The organism is Gordonia sp. LUNF6, assembly GCF_047041125.1.
GTDB classification, from domain to species: Bacteria; Actinomycetota; Actinomycetes; order Mycobacteriales; family Mycobacteriaceae; genus Gordonia; species Gordonia sihwensis.
In genome coordinates, this window is the sequence record NZ_CP178181.1 from 3797235 (window position 1) to 3810870 (window position 13636).

General features: G+C 68.8%; 11 protein-coding genes. 6 read left to right on the plus strand and 5 right to left on the minus strand.

The genetic code is table 11. From position 1 onward, the window contains the following. Window positions 1-19: 19 nt before the first annotated feature. The 4 genes from ACK8HH_RS17835 to nadB form a co-directional block, all read right to left on the minus strand. A complete protein-coding gene (locus ACK8HH_RS17835; RefSeq protein WP_006896886.1) occupies window positions 20-226 on the minus strand; it encodes a heavy-metal-associated domain-containing protein in 207 nt (68 codons plus the stop codon). Window positions 227-290: 64 nt separating this feature from the next. After that, window positions 291-626, minus strand: coding sequence for a metal-sensitive transcriptional regulator (locus ACK8HH_RS17840; RefSeq protein WP_006896887.1), 336 nt, complete (start codon window positions 624-626; stop codon window positions 291-293). Between the two features lie 186 nt (window positions 627-812). Further along, a complete protein-coding gene (locus ACK8HH_RS17845) occupies window positions 813-1901 on the minus strand; it encodes a hypothetical protein (RefSeq protein ID WP_412475429.1) in 1089 nt (362 codons plus the stop codon). 35 nt (window positions 1902-1936) lie between these two features. Beyond that, window positions 1937-3562, minus strand: coding sequence for an L-aspartate oxidase (nadB, locus tag ACK8HH_RS17850; protein ID WP_412475430.1), 1626 nt, complete (start codon window positions 3560-3562; stop codon window positions 1937-1939). 179 nt (window positions 3563-3741) lie between these two features. Between nadB and ACK8HH_RS17855 the strand changes: the two genes are divergently transcribed. Continuing rightward, window positions 3742-5130, plus strand: coding sequence for an ABC1 kinase family protein (locus ACK8HH_RS17855; protein WP_346074772.1), 1389 nt, complete (start codon window positions 3742-3744; stop codon window positions 5128-5130). 43 nt (window positions 5131-5173) lie between these two features. Then, window positions 5174-6718 (plus strand): DUF3068 domain-containing protein, encoded by a 1545-nt coding sequence (locus ACK8HH_RS17860; RefSeq protein ID WP_045538575.1) that lies wholly within the window; start codon window positions 5174-5176, stop codon window positions 6716-6718. Between the two features lie 14 nt (window positions 6719-6732). Here ACK8HH_RS17860 and ACK8HH_RS17865 read toward each other — a convergent pair whose 3' ends face one another. After that, the gene (locus ACK8HH_RS17865) at window positions 6733-8400 is read right to left on the minus strand and encodes an FAD-binding dehydrogenase (protein WP_231650219.1); all 1668 of its coding nucleotides are present in this window, start codon (window positions 8398-8400) and stop codon (window positions 6733-6735) included. A gap of 212 nt (window positions 8401-8612) precedes the next feature. Between ACK8HH_RS17865 and ACK8HH_RS17870 the strand changes: the two genes are divergently transcribed. The 4 genes from ACK8HH_RS17870 (at window position 8613) to ACK8HH_RS17885 (ending at window position 13630) form a co-directional block, all read left to right on the plus strand. Beyond that, window positions 8613-10385 carry a long-chain-acyl-CoA synthetase gene (locus tag ACK8HH_RS17870; protein WP_346074771.1) on the plus strand — a complete coding sequence of 591 codons (1773 nt, stop codon included), beginning with the start codon at window positions 8613-8615 and terminating at the stop codon, window positions 10383-10385. Window positions 10386-10667: 282 nt separating this feature from the next. Then, window positions 10668-11624, plus strand: a complete 957-nt coding sequence (locus ACK8HH_RS17875; RefSeq protein ID WP_346074770.1) for an alpha/beta hydrolase family protein — start codon at window positions 10668-10670, stop codon at window positions 11622-11624. Window positions 11625-11720: 96 nt separating this feature from the next. Next, a complete protein-coding gene (locus tag ACK8HH_RS17880; RefSeq protein ID WP_346074769.1) occupies window positions 11721-12728 on the plus strand; it encodes a Dyp-type peroxidase in 1008 nt (335 codons plus the stop codon). 104 nt (window positions 12729-12832) lie between these two features. Continuing rightward, window positions 12833-13630 carry a family 1 encapsulin nanocompartment shell protein gene (locus tag ACK8HH_RS17885; protein ID WP_006896896.1) on the plus strand — a complete coding sequence of 266 codons (798 nt, stop codon included), beginning with the start codon at window positions 12833-12835 and terminating at the stop codon, window positions 13628-13630. Window positions 13631-13636: the final 6 nt, after the last annotated feature.

Consider the following 13636-nt stretch of genomic DNA (forward strand, 5'->3'; position numbering starts at 1 on the left):
CCCGGTCTCGCCGACGCGGTCACTGGACCCGGTAGCCGGCCTCGGCGACAGCAGCGCCGACGGCGGCCGGATCGAGCGGGGCGGCGCTGGTGATGTCGACGCGACCGCTGGCCACATCGACGTCGACCTTCTCCACTCCTGCGATCTCGGAGATCTCCTCCCGGACCGAAGCTGCGCAGTGGCCGCAGGTCATGCCAGTGACGGTGACAGTGGTGGTGGTGCTCATGGATTCTCTCCTCATTCGTGTGATCTGGTTGATGTCGTCTGTCGGGAAACGGACGCGCCCGCGGTCAGGACTTGACCAGGCGGGTGATGGCCTTCATGGCCTCATCGACCTTGGCCGCGGCGGCCTCGTCGCTTTCGCGTGCGGCTTCGACCACACAGTGGTTCATGTGGTCGTGCAGCAGCCCGAGCCCCACGGACTCGAGCGCCTTGGTCATCGCCGACACCTGCGTGAGGATGTCGATGCAGTACGCCTCCTGCTCGACCATTCGCTGCAGACCTCGGGCCTGACCCTCGATCAGCTTGAGTCGACGGATGAACTTGTCCTTCTCGGGCAGGTATCCGTGGCCGGTGTGCCCGCCGCCTGCATGGTCGCGGGCGGTCGCCGTCTCGTCGGTGGTCATCCCGCCTCCCTTCGATACCCCCTGTGGGTATCTCAGTCACAGTTCTACTCCGAATTTCGGCGTACGTCTACCCCCTAGGGGTATCGAATTTCAGGAGGGCATGCGGTACACGAAAACTTTGGCTCCCGGACCGGGCTGACAGAACGGTGCGGGAGCCAAAAAATCCGGCGACGGGCCGAAGTCGATTCAGCGGGAGGGTTTGAGCGCGTCCGCGAGACGGCCCAGCGATTCGGCGACATCGAGGAGCGCCGCCGACACCTCGCCGTCTTGAGCGGCCTCGGGAAGCGACCGCACGTGCGCGGCCGCGTCTTCGACGACTTCCGCCACCGACCACACGTCGGAGTCGCCCGGCAGTGGTCGGCGCGCGACCGGGATGCCCATCCGCACGGGATCCCAACTGGAGGAGATCACCTCGACCATCGGGGTGGTGAGCACCGAGGCCGCGCCGGGCCGGACCTCGAGCATGTTCGGGTCCACAGTGGCCGCACCGGCGGAGTCCTCCGCATCGTGCGCCGCCCGATGCCTGCTGCGGCCGGCCTCGGCCGGCCGAGGTGCCGGATCCGCGTCCTCACGCAGCCGCCGCCGACGCCCCCGCTTCGGTTCGGCGTCCGGCGCCTCCACCACCTCCGCATCGATCACCTGCTCCGCCGGTTCGAAGCGCGCGGGACCGGAGACCACCGCCTCCGGCGCGCGCGGACCGTCCGGACGGTGCTCGGCGACGTAGTCACCGCGCGACTGCGGCCAGGCGGGTGCGGCCGGGTGGAAACTGCTCTCGGGAAAGACCAGCAGATCCGTGGTCGGCAGATCCCGGAGGCTGGGCATCCCCGCGAAGAGATCGTCGAGCGCCGAGACGCTGAACGACTCGTCCTCGGGCGGCAGCGGCGGCGGTGATGCCGGGGCGGACCGAGGCTCCGGCACAGGCGCCGGTGCGGGCGCGCTGTCCACGACCGGCTCGGCCGGGAAGTCGCGGCCCACCGGCGCGGCGTACCGGTGCGGACCGCCGTGACCGGCGAAGAACAGACACGGCGCACCGTCGAGAGCCTGCGAGGGACACTCGAACTCCTCGGCGAGGGTCTGCGCACCGCGCGCGTAGTCGTCCCACATCAGCCAGCGACGGCGACCGGAATGGCTCTGCGCGCCGTCGGATCCGTGGGCGCCGTCATGACCGGCGGGCAGCACGCAGGCCACGAGCCAATCGTGGGAGGGCGTCAGATGCAGTGCGCAGCGCTCATCGGGAGTGGCGACGATCGACGACCAGCAACCACCACCGCGCATTGCACATCACCTTCCCGTGAGTTCCCCGATCGAGTCTACGGAGCCCCTCCGACACTGGCCATAGGCTCGGCAGATCCGGCACAGGTCACCGGCCGGAGGCGCGGGACGCTGCGCATCCGGCCTTCGACGAGGGCGAAGTATCGCGGCTGCGGCGCCTCCTCGCTCCCGGGGAAGTCCGAACGATAATGACAGCCGCGCGACTCCCGGCGCTCGAGCGCGGCTGCGACCACCGCACGCGCCGCCAGGGTGAGGTTGGCGTCCTCGATGTCGGCCACGCTCGCGAGGCGACGAAGGGGTGCGGCCTCGAGCAGCGCACCGACCGTCGCCAAGCCCTCGGCGTTCCGGTCGAGCGCGGCCGCCACCGACATCGCGTCCTGCAACTCGGTCCTGTCGCATGCGGGCAGGGCGGTCGGCGCGGAGGCCGGCACGCGCGGCGGCTCGACCCCCGCGAGTTCGACCGCCGCCAGTGCCGCCGACCGGCCCATGACCAGACCTTCGAGAAGGCTGTTGGACGCCAGCCGGTTGGCGCCGTGCAACCCGGTGCGCGCCACCTCCCCGGCCGCGAGCAGACCCGGCACGCTGGTACGACCGTCGCTGTCGGTCACCACACCTCCGCAGAGGTAATGCGCGCCGGGGACCACCGGCAGCCGCGCGCCCGCGAGGTCGAGCCCCGAGGCCCGCACACCGGCGGTGACAGTCGGGAACCGGCGCTCGAAGTCCTCCACCGCCGAGATGTCGAGCCAGACGTGCGGCCGACCGGTCCGCCGCATCGCCGCGGTGACCGCCCGTGCGACCACGCCGCGCGGGGCGAGATCGCCCTGCGGGTGCACGCCGGCGGTCACCGGGGCGCCGTGGTCGTCCACCAGCACGCCGCCCTCCCCGCGCACTGCCTCGCTGACCAGCGTGCGCCTGCCCCGCCCCCCGGGCACGTACAGCATGGTGGGATGGAACTGGACGAATTCGAGGTCGGCGACCTGCGCTCCGGCCCGAAGCGCCAGCGCCACGCCGTCACCGGTCGACGCAGCGGGGTTCGTGGTGGCCGAGTACACGTGTCCGAGACCGCCGGTCGCGAGCAGCACCGCCGGCGCCCGGACCACCCCGCGACCGCCGGCGGTGACGAACTCCAGCCCCGCGGCGCGACCGTCGCCGGTGAGGATCGCGGTGGCCGAGGCGTGATCGATGACTCGGATCGGTGCCGCGGCGACCGCGGAGGCGAGCGCCTGTTGCACCCGTGCGCCGGTGGCGTCGCCGCCTGCGTGGATGATGCGACGGACGCTGTGGCCGCCCTCCCTGGTCCGCAAAAAACGGCCGTCGGCTCCCGTATCGAACTCCGCACCCCAGCCGACCAACTGGGTCACCGCAGGCCAACCCCCGGCCAGGATCGGCTCCGTCGCCAACGGGTCGGTGAGTCCGGCACCGGCGGCCACTGTGTCGGCCAGATGCAGGGCCACCGAGTCGCCGGAGTTCCCGGGCTCCACCACCGCGATGCCGCCCTGCGCGTAGAAGGTGGACGCGGAGTGCTCCGCGCCCGGCTGCGCCCAGGTGCGCCCCTTGGTCAGCACTGTCACCGTCAGACCGCGGGCCGCAGCCGTCAGCGCCGCCGTCAGCCCCGCCACACCCGCACCGACCACCACGAGGTCGGCCCGACTCTCCTCGACCATGCTGAGCTCCCAACCAGAGGCGATCGACAGGTTATCGACTGTCGATCGAAAACATGCGGTCGAGACTACGCCGCCGTGAGGCGGAGCACTAGTGACCCCCTGCCTCGACCTCGACACGACGACCGCCGCGTCGGCCCGGTGGTCGGTGCGCATTCGCCCACTACACTTGGGCAACTGTGATGGCCAATCAGGAATCCCCCAGCGCGCAGGCACGCCCCGGCCTGCCCAGCGTCTCGGCGGTCACCGAGGTCACCCGCTTCACCACCACCGCGGGCCACGCCGCGGTCGGCGCCGGGCGGCTGACGCTCGGCGCGGTGACCGGACTGCTGCGCGGGCGCCCGCCGGGCACCTCCGACGTCGCCCATGAGGTGCGCCGGACGTTCGAGCACCTCGGTCCCACCTACGTGAAACTCGGTCAGCTGATCGCGTCCAGCCCGGGAGTGTTCGGCAAGACCATGGCCGACGAATTCGAGACCCTGCTCGACCGAGTCCGACCGGCCGACCCCGCGCTGGTGCGGCAGGTCTTCGTCGAAGAACTCGGCGCCGAGCCCGAAGAGGTCTTCGCACAGTTCGATCCGGTGCCGATCGCGTCGGCCTCGATCGCCCAGGTCCACACCGCGACGCTCGCATCGGGCGACGAGGTGGTCGTCAAGATCCAGCGGCCGGGCATCGCCGACCGGCTGGCGCCCGACGTAGCGATTCTGGAACGTCTGGCCGGGCTCGTGGAGATCTCCGAGTACGGCCGGATGCTCAGCGCCCGCCACGTGGTCGAAGACTTCGCCGACGGACTCGGTTCCGAGCTCGACTTCCGCAACGAGGCCGCCACCATGGCCGAGTGGTTCGAATGCCTGCAGCCGGGCCCGTTCGGTGACCGGGTCCGCGTGCCGCGGGTGTACGGCGAGCTGACCACCGCTCGGGTGCTGACGATGGAGCGGATCCACGCCACCCGCATCGACGACGTCCGCGCGGTCCGCGCCGCGGGGCACGACGGCGTGGCACTGTGCCGCAATCTGCTTCTCTCACTTCTCGATTCGGCATTCCACGGCGGACTGTTCCACGGCGATCTGCACGCGGGGAACGTCCTCGTCGACGACCAGGGGAAGCTGGTGATGCTCGATTTCGGCATCGTCGGCCGGTTCGACGCACGCACCCGCCGCATCCTCCGGCAACTGGTCGTCGACCTCATCGTCAAACAGGACTACGACGCCGCCGGACGCGCGATCTTCCTGTTGGGCGCGGTGCACAATCCGGGGTCGACGGCCCAGGGTGGCGCCGACATCGAGAAGGTGGCCGCACCGTTGTCGGCCACCGACATGGCCTCGATGTCGTACACCGACCTCGGACGGCAGCTCGCAGCGGTCGCCAGGGCCCACGACGCGCGGCTTCCGCGGGAGTTGGTGCTCGTCGGCAAACAACTGTTGTATGTAGAGAAGTACATGAAGCTGCTGGCTCCGCGCTGGAAGGCGATCTCCGATCGCGAGATCTACGGCTACATGGCGGGAATCATGAAGGAAGCCGAACGCGATCGCCGAGCTCCCCGCCCGGCGTCCCGACCGGCCGAGAGCTGACCGAAGCACGCAGATCGACCGAACAAGAGGAGACGAGAAGGATATGAAACGTGCCGCGCTGGCATTGCTTGCCTTCCTCGGCGTCGCGTGCATAGTCGCGGCCATCGCCATCCCCACCTATCTGGTGCCGAAGCTGAAGGTGGTGCCGCTCGATCTCGACATCACCTCGGTCGCGACCACCGTTCCGAGCGACGGGGACGCCGGCAATCGGTTCCCGGCGACCATCTTCGACCGCTGCTCCGTCAGCAAGTCGAAGGCCGCCACCTTGGAGGCGCATCTGACCCAGCAGCGCCGGTCGGTCATCGTCGACCCGTCGAACAAGGACCAGGCCACGTTGCAGTCCGGCCAGACGGTCCAGATCGACCGCGTCCGCGACACCGCGGGCAAGGAGAGCGACCCGACGATGGCGTCGAGCGACGGCGACCGCAAGTGCAACGACGGCCTGCTGACCGCGACAGTCGACCGAGTGTCGGTGAATCGCAAGACGTCCGCGCCCAACGGCGCCGTGAGCGAGCTGCAGTTGGAGGCTGTGCCGGAGGGCGGCAACGTCGAGGAGGCCTCGGTGAAACTGGAGGACCGCAAGGGCTTCCAGTACAAGTTCGGATTCGACGTCGGCAAACGCGAGTACTACTACTACGACACCACCACGCGTCAGGACGCGATCGCCAAGTACGTCGGCGAGAAGACCATCGACGGCGTCAAGACCTACCATTTCGTCGCCGACGTTCCCGAGACCGACCTCTCGAATCTCCCGAATCCGCAGGGCGACGCACCGCTCGGCACCATCCTGGACATGCCTGCCAAGTGGTGGGGCATCAAGGGCAAGGGCGTCAAGCCGAACGACATCATCACGATGCACCGCTATGCCAAGGCCACTCGCAATGTGTACGTGGAGCCGGTGACCGGAACCATCGTGTACGGCGAAGAGGACCAGGCGCAGTACTTCAAGTCACCCGACGACAGCGAGGACTCGCCGCGCGCGGTCCGCGACTTCCGCATGGACGCGCTCAAGGGCACGTTCAAGTGGAACGACGAGACGGTCTCGCACCAGGCGCAGCGGGCCCAGGGTTACCTCGACCAGCTCAAGTGGGGCGGCACGATCACTCCGATCATCCTCGGTGTGCTCGGTGCGCTGCTCCTGATCGCCTGGGCCGTGCTGGTGTGGCTGGGGCGCCGTCGCGGCGACGGGCCGGACGACGCCGACCAGACCCGCGGCGACGAACCGACGCCGGATGACGGTGGTGCCGGCGAAGCCGCAAGCCGTCAGGCCCAGACCACGGTGATTCCGACGCCGCAGGGCGGGCCGTACGAGGAGTATTCCGCCGGTGAGACGACGACGGTGCTGCCGCAGACTCCACAGGAGCCGTCCACCCAGGCCATCGGCGCCCACGGTGCGATCTCGTCACCGATGGATGAAGCCCAGACCCAGTCGTTCGGGGCTCCCGCCGATGGATTCGCCCCGATCCCGGGATCCGAGGGCGGGCAGTCCGGTTCGCCGTATCCGTTCGCCGATCCGACGCGCCCGATGCCCGACGTGGAGCGCTACCGCACCCCCGACCAGGATCAGCCGGGCCGGCACGAGCGCTGACCGACGGGGTCACCTCAATTGCGGGCCACCGCCCGTCCCGCGGCGCGCCCGGAGAAGATGCAGCCGCCGAGGAAGGTGCCCTCCAGCGCGTTGTAGCCGTGAACGCCGCCGCCGCCGAAGCCGGCGACCTCGCCCGCGGCGTACAGACCGTCGAAGGCGCTGCCGTCGGGACGCATCACCTGCGAGTCGAGATTGGTCTCCAGACCGCCGAGGGTCTTCCTGGTGAGGATGTTGAGGCGCACCGCGATCAGCGGACCGTGTGCGGGATCGAGTAGACGGTGCGGCTTAGCGACGCGAACCACCTTGTCCCCGAGGTAGTTCCGCGCATTGTGCACCGCCATCATCTGCGCGTCTTTGCTGTAGGAGTTCTCTACCTGTGAATCTCGCGCGGAGATGAGCCGTTCGAGGGACTGGAGATCGACGTGGCCACCGCGGCCGATCTCGTTCATCCCGGCCACCAGGTCCGAGAGGTTGTCGCGGACCACGAAGTCGACGCCGTGACGGGTGAACGCCTCCACCGGTCCGGGCATCCCCTTCGCGAGCCTGCTCTTGGCGGCGGTCTTCAGTGACTTCTCGGTGATGTCGGGATTCTGCTCGGACCCCGACAGCGCGAACTCCTTCTCGATGATCGACTTGGTGAGCACGAACCACGAGTAGTCGTAGCCGGTGTCGAGGATCGCCTTCATCGTGGCGTTGGTGTCGAAACCCGGGAAGTTCGGCGCGGGAAGGCGATTGCCGTTCGCGTCGAGCCAGAGCGACGACGGTCCGGGAATGATACGGATGGCGTGGTCGGACCAGATCGGATTCCAGTTCTGGATGCCCTCGGTGTAGTGCCACATCCGATCGCGGTTGACGATGTTCCCACCTGCGGCCTCCGTGATCTCCAGCATCCGGCCGTCGACGTAGTCGGGGACGCCGGCGATCATGAACTTCGGCGCCGGGCCGAGACGCTCGGTGGGCCAGTTCCGGCGGACCAGGTCGTGGTTGTGGCCGATGCCGCCGGAGGTGACGATCACCGCGCCCCCGCGGAGCTCGAAATCCTTGATCTCGGTACGCGAACTCGGCACGCCGCGAGCTGTTTCGGTCGGCTCCAGGACGCGGCCGCGCACGCCGACCGCTGCGCCGTCCTCCACGATCAGGTCGTCGACCCGATGACGGAACGCGAAGGTGACCAGACCGCGCTTCTCCGCTTCGAGGACCGGCTCGGCGAAGATGCGCACCACCTCGGGTCCGGTGCCCCACGTGAGATGGAACCGCGGGACCGAATTACCGTGCCCGTCGGCGAAACCGCCACCGCGCTCGGCCCATCCGACCACCGGTGTGAAGCGCAGACCCAGATCGTGCAGATACTGCCGCTTGATCGTCGAGGCGAACTCGACATACGCCCGCGCCCACTGGCGGGGCCAGTAATCCTCGTCGTCGCGGTCGAAACCGGCCGATCCCATCCAGTCCTGCAGCGCCAGATCGGGCGAGTCCTTGATGCCGAGCCGTCGCTGTTCGGGACTGTCGACGAGGAAGAGTCCACCCAGCGACCAGAACGCCTGTCCGCCGAGATTCTGTCGATTCTCCTGATCGACGACGACCACCGTGCGCCCCGCCTTGGTCAGTTCGTAGGTGGCGACAAGTCCCGCCAACCCCGCGCCCACCACAATGGCGTCCGCCGCTTGCGTCTGCTTCAACACCCGACTCGTCCTCTCCGCGAAAGATGTGTGGCCCATCGCACAGGCCGTCGGGACCGACACTACCCGCGCCGGCCTGGGCCGCCGACGGGCGGAAGTCCCACGCGCACCGGGCGAGAGCGGGGACGTACCGCGGTGACCGAACTCGCCACGCTGCGGCGCGCACGGCCCGATACTGAGACGACACGCACGATTCGTCTGACGAGGAGGCACCCGTGGCCGCACCGACCCCGACCGTTCATTCCGAGGCAGCTGATCCCGTCACCTGGGCGTCGATGGCGCGAGGCGTCCTGGGGCTGCTGCGCGACGTTCCGGTCCTGGCCCGGCAACGGCCGTCGCTCATCCATTTCGACGAACACCGGAGATGGAGTGTGGGCCGGGCCTTCGCCGCGGCGGCGGCACGCCATCCCGATCGTCCCTTCCTCCGCACCGGCGGCACCGTCCACACGTACGGCGAGTGCAACCGCCGCGCCAACCGGTGGTCGGCCGTGCTGGCCGAGCACGGGGTCCGCCGCGGCGACGTGGTCGCGGTGATGGCGCACAACAGTCCGGAATGCGTGATCGCGATGCTCGCGATCGTCAAGCTCGGCGCGGTGACGGGAATGGTGAACCACACGCAGCCGGGTGACGCACTGAATCACAGCTTCGGCGTGCTCGACGACGCGAACCGCCGCGGCGCCCGGCTCGTCGTACTCCACGACGACGAATGCGGCGAGCAACTCGGCGCCCTCACCGGCGTCGACACCGATCCGATCGCCCTGGCCGAGATGGACGCGCGGGGCTCCGCGCTCGCGGCCCGGAATCCCGCGGTGCAAGCGGACCCGCGTGCGACCGCGGATGTGCGAGCCGACGACCCCGCGTATTACATCTTCACCTCGGGTACCACCGGCTGGCCCAAGGCCAGCGTGATGAGCCACGGGCGCTGGCAGACCGCGATGAACGGATTCTCGATGGGCCTGCGGCTGCGGTCCGACGACGTCCTGTTCGTCACGCTGCCCTTCTATCACAACAACGCGCTGACGGTCTGTGTCGCGACGGCGCTCGCGGCCGGCGCCTGCCTGGCCGTCAGTCCGAAGTTCTCGGCGAGCCGCTTCTGGGACGAGGCCATCGAGAACGAGGCGACGGCCTTCTGCTACATCGGCGAACTCTGCCGCTACCTGCTGGCTCAGCCGCCCCGGCCCACCGACCGCGCGCATTCGATCCGGCTGGCCGCGGGCAACGGCCTGCGCCCGGAGATCTGGGACGAATTCGCCGACCGGTTCGGGATCGACCGGATCGTCGAGTTCTACGCCGCGAGCGAATCGAACATCGGGTTCGTCAACATCCTCGATCAGCGCAAGACCGTCGGCTTCTGTCCGCTGCCGTACATCGTGGTCGAAGCGGACGAAGCGACCGGACTGCCGGTCCGCGGCCCCGACGGCCGCGTGATCGAGGTCCCGAAGGGCACACCCGGACTGCTGCTCGGGAAGATCACCCGGCTGGCCCGGATCGACGGATACACCGATCCCGCCGCCACCGAGAAGAAGATCGTCCGCGACGCTCTCAAGGACGGCGACTCCTACTTCAACACCGGCGATCTGGTGGCCGACGTCGGGTTCCGGCACGTCGCCTTCGTCGACCGCCTCGGCGACACCTTCCGCTGGAAGGGCGAGAACGTGGCGACCACCCAGGTGGAGGCCGCACTGAACGCGGTGCCCGGCGTCGCCGAGTCGGTGGTCTACGGGGTGGCGGTGCCGGGTGCCGACGGTCGCGCCGGGATGGCCGCGGTGGTCGTCGAGGACGACTTCGACCCCCGGCTGGTCGCAACCGAGCTGCGCGCCCGGCTACCGCACTACGCGGTGCCGCTGTACCTCCGGGTGGTGGCGGCGCTGGCCCGCACGTCGACGTTCAAGAATCAGCGCGTTGCGCTCCGCGAGGAGGGCTACGCGAAGACCGGCGCGGACCCCGTGTACGAGCTCGGCGATGACAGCTACGTCCGGATGGCCTGAATCCGGCGCCGTCGCTGACAAATCCCGCGAGGTTTATCGATTTGTGACCTGACCGCTGCAAACGGGTCCCGAAACGGCTACTACCAGCACCGAATCGCCCTCTTGCCTTTGCGGCAGCGTCGGGAGTCCGTTAATCTCACCACTCGTGCGGGGGTGCTGCGGGTCGATCGACCCGCGGCGACTCGGGCCGATCGGCTCACGGATCGAGATCGGGGCACCGCTCCGGCCCCGATCCGGTGACACGACAGTCGCTCCCGCGACCGAACAGACCGAAGGATTCATATGCGAAAGAGCGTCGGCAAGCGCTTGACGATCGCGGTCGCCGCCCTGGCGACCCTCGTCGGCACCGCAGTCTCCGTCACGCCGCAGGCACAGGCCGCAGGCACCACCGAGTACGTGTACTCGAACGCGATGCACCGCAAAGTCCCGGTCCGCATCGTCGACGGCGGCGGGAGCGGCCCGAAGCCGACGCTCTACCTGCTCGACGGCCTGCGCGCCCCGAACAACACCAGCGGCTGGCTGCAGAACACCAAGGTCGACAGCTGGATGGTCGGCAAGGGCACCAACGTCGCGATCCCGTTCGGCGGCGGCGGCAGCTTCTACACCGACTGGGAGCAGCGCGACCCGAAGCTCGGCGTCAACAAGTGGGAGACCTTCCTGACGCGTGAGCTGCCCGCGTACATGAAGAAGCACCACAACAGCGACAACCGACGCAACGGCATCGCCGGCCTGTCGATGTCGGGGACCGCGGCCCTGAACCTGGCCTCGCGGCACCCCAGCTTCTACAAGGCGGTCGCGTCCTACAGCGGCTACCCGACCGTCACCATGCCCGGCTTCACCCAGGGCATCCAGGCCTCGGTGGCCGAGATGGGCGGCAACCCGACCAATATGTGGGGCTTCTACCCCGCAGGCGAGTGGTTCGCCAACGACCCGTTCCTGTCGGCGGGCAACCTGGCCGGGCACTACGTGTACGTGTCCTCCGGGACCGGCGTCGGCAGCAAGTACGACTCGAGCCTGACTCCGGGCAGCGGCAGCTTCAACCCCGTCAAGTTCGCCCAGATGGTTCCGCTGGAGGTCGCGGCGTCGACCAGCTCCCAGCTGTACATCGCCCGCGTCGCCACCGTCCCCGGCGTGCACCTCACCACGCACATCACTCCGGACGGCGCGCACTGGTGGGACTACTGGCAGGACCGCTTCAAGCAGTCGTGGGCCACCACGTTCCGCCCCGCGTTCTTCTGATCGGACACACCGCTCACGATGGCCGGCACCCGCCAGGGTGCCGGCCATCGTGAGTCTGCGCCGGAAACTGTCCGATCGCCGCGTTAGGCTGGTTCCGTGCCCACGCCTCAGACGATCCTCACCCGTAAGACCGGCGCCGCTGCCTTTCTCGTGTTCACCGTCAACGACGGCGGCGAGGCCGCGGTGCGCGACGCGCTGGCCGAGTTGCCCGGACTGTCGACGGCGGTCGGCTCCCGCGCCCCCGAGTCGGCGCTGACGTCGATCGTCGGAATCGGATCGCAGGCATGGGATCGGCTGTTCGCCGGCCCGCGCCCGAAGTCGCTGCGGCCGTTCACCGCGCTGGCCGGATCCGTGCACTCGGCGCCCGCCACCCCGGGCGACCTATTGCTGCACGTGAAGGCCGACCGCATGGACCTCTGCTTCGAAGTGGGCCAGCGCTGGACCGAACGCCTCGGCGACGCCGTGACCACCGTCGAGGAGGTTCACGGCTTCCGCTACTTCGACATGCGCGACCTCATCGGTTTCGTCGACGGCACCGAGAACCCGGTCGGGCAGGAGGCGATCGACGCCATCACCGTCGGCGACGAGGATCCGGATTTCGCCGGCGGCAGCTACGTCGTCACGCAGCGGTACGTCACCGATTTCGAGTCGTGGAACGGTCTCCCGGTGCCCGAGCAGGAGAACGCGATCGGCCGCACCAAACTCGAGAACATCGAGATGGACGACGATGTGAAGCCGGCCAATTCGCACATCGCGCTCAACGTCGTGACCGACGACGAGGGCAACGAGATCGACGTGGTGCGCGACAACATGCCGTACGGTGACATCTCCGGAAGCGGAGAGAAGGGCACGTTCTACATCGCGTACTCGAGCGCGCCTGATGTGAGCGAGGAGATGCTCCGCCGGATGTTCATCGGCGAGCCCGAGGGCAACTACGATCGTCTGCTCGACTTCACCACCGCGGTCAGCGGAGCGCAGTTCTTCGTGCCCACCCGCGACTTCCTCGAGGAACAGCCGCCCGCCCCCGGCCCGGTCCCCGAGACCTCCCCGGAACAGCCCGACGCCCGGTCGGACGGCTCGCTCGGAATCGGCTCCCTCCGATAGCCGGCGATCACCGGCCGCTCGGGCCGGTGAGCGTTCCCAGTCACAGTTCCCACAGTCCCAGTTCCCTCCGACCACCGCACGACCACACCGAGTTAGGAAACACGATGAACAATCTGCACCGCGAACTCGCTCCCATCTCCGCCGCTGCGTGGGCCGAGATCGAGGAGGAGGCGTCCCGTTCGTTCAAGCGGAACATCGCCGGTCGTCGTCTCGTCGACGTGAAGGGTCCGCTGGGACTGGACGTCGACTCCGTCACCCGCGGGCACCGCACCAAGATCGACTCGCCGGCCGACGGGATCACCGCCTTCCTGCGCCACACTCAGCCGCTGGTGGAGTTCAAGGTGCCGTTCACCGTCACCCGGGAGGCGATCGACAACGTCGACCGCGGCGCCTCCGATTCCGATTGGGACCCCGTGGTTCGCGCCGCGCGCGAACTGGCTCTGGCCGAGGACCGCGCGATCTTCGAGGGTTATGCGGCCGCCAAGATCAACGGCATCGCCCACGAGTCCGGCGTGAACTCGATCGCGCTGCCCGACGACGTCCGCGATTACCCGGAGGCCATCAGCCAGGCGATCAGCAAGCTGCGTCTGGAGTCGGTCGACGGACCGTACTCGCTCGCGCTCTCGGCGGAGCACTACACGCAGGTGAACGAGACCTCCGATCACGGCAACCCGGTGCGCGACCACTTGCGCCGGATCCTGGTCGACGGCGAGATCGTCTGGGCGCCGGCCATCTCCAGCGGCTTCCTGCTGAGCACCCGGGGTGGCGACTTCGAACTGTCGATCGGTCAGGACGTGTCGATCGGCTACGACTCGCACGACGCCGACACGGTGAACCTCTATTTCTTCGAGTCCTTCACGTACCTGACATACACCCCGGAGGCTGCGGTCGCGCTCACGTAGCGCCGC

Bases quoted from the DNA above. Each gene is read 5' to 3' on its own strand.
- ACK8HH_RS17835 (WP_006896886.1), bottom strand. From the start codon at position 226: ATGAGCACCACCACCACTGTCACCGTCACTGGCATGACCTGCGGCCAC.
- ACK8HH_RS17840 (WP_006896887.1), bottom strand. From the start codon at position 626: ATGACCACCGACGAGACGGCGACCGCCCGCGACCATGCAGGCGGCGGG.
- ACK8HH_RS17845 (WP_412475429.1), bottom strand. From the start codon at position 1,901: ATGCGCGGTGGTGGTTGCTGGTCGTCGATCGTCGCCACTCCCGATGAG.
- nadB (WP_412475430.1), bottom strand. From the start codon at position 3,562: ATGGTCGAGGAGAGTCGGGCCGACCTCGTGGTGGTCGGTGCGGGTGTG.
- ACK8HH_RS17855 (WP_346074772.1), top strand. From the start codon at position 3,742: ATGGCCAATCAGGAATCCCCCAGCGCGCAGGCACGCCCCGGCCTGCCC.
- ACK8HH_RS17860 (WP_045538575.1), top strand. From the start codon at position 5,174: ATGAAACGTGCCGCGCTGGCATTGCTTGCCTTCCTCGGCGTCGCGTGC.
- ACK8HH_RS17875 (WP_346074770.1), top strand. From the start codon at position 10,668: ATGCGAAAGAGCGTCGGCAAGCGCTTGACGATCGCGGTCGCCGCCCTG.
- ACK8HH_RS17885 (WP_006896896.1), top strand. From the start codon at position 12,833: ATGAACAATCTGCACCGCGAACTCGCTCCCATCTCCGCCGCTGCGTGG.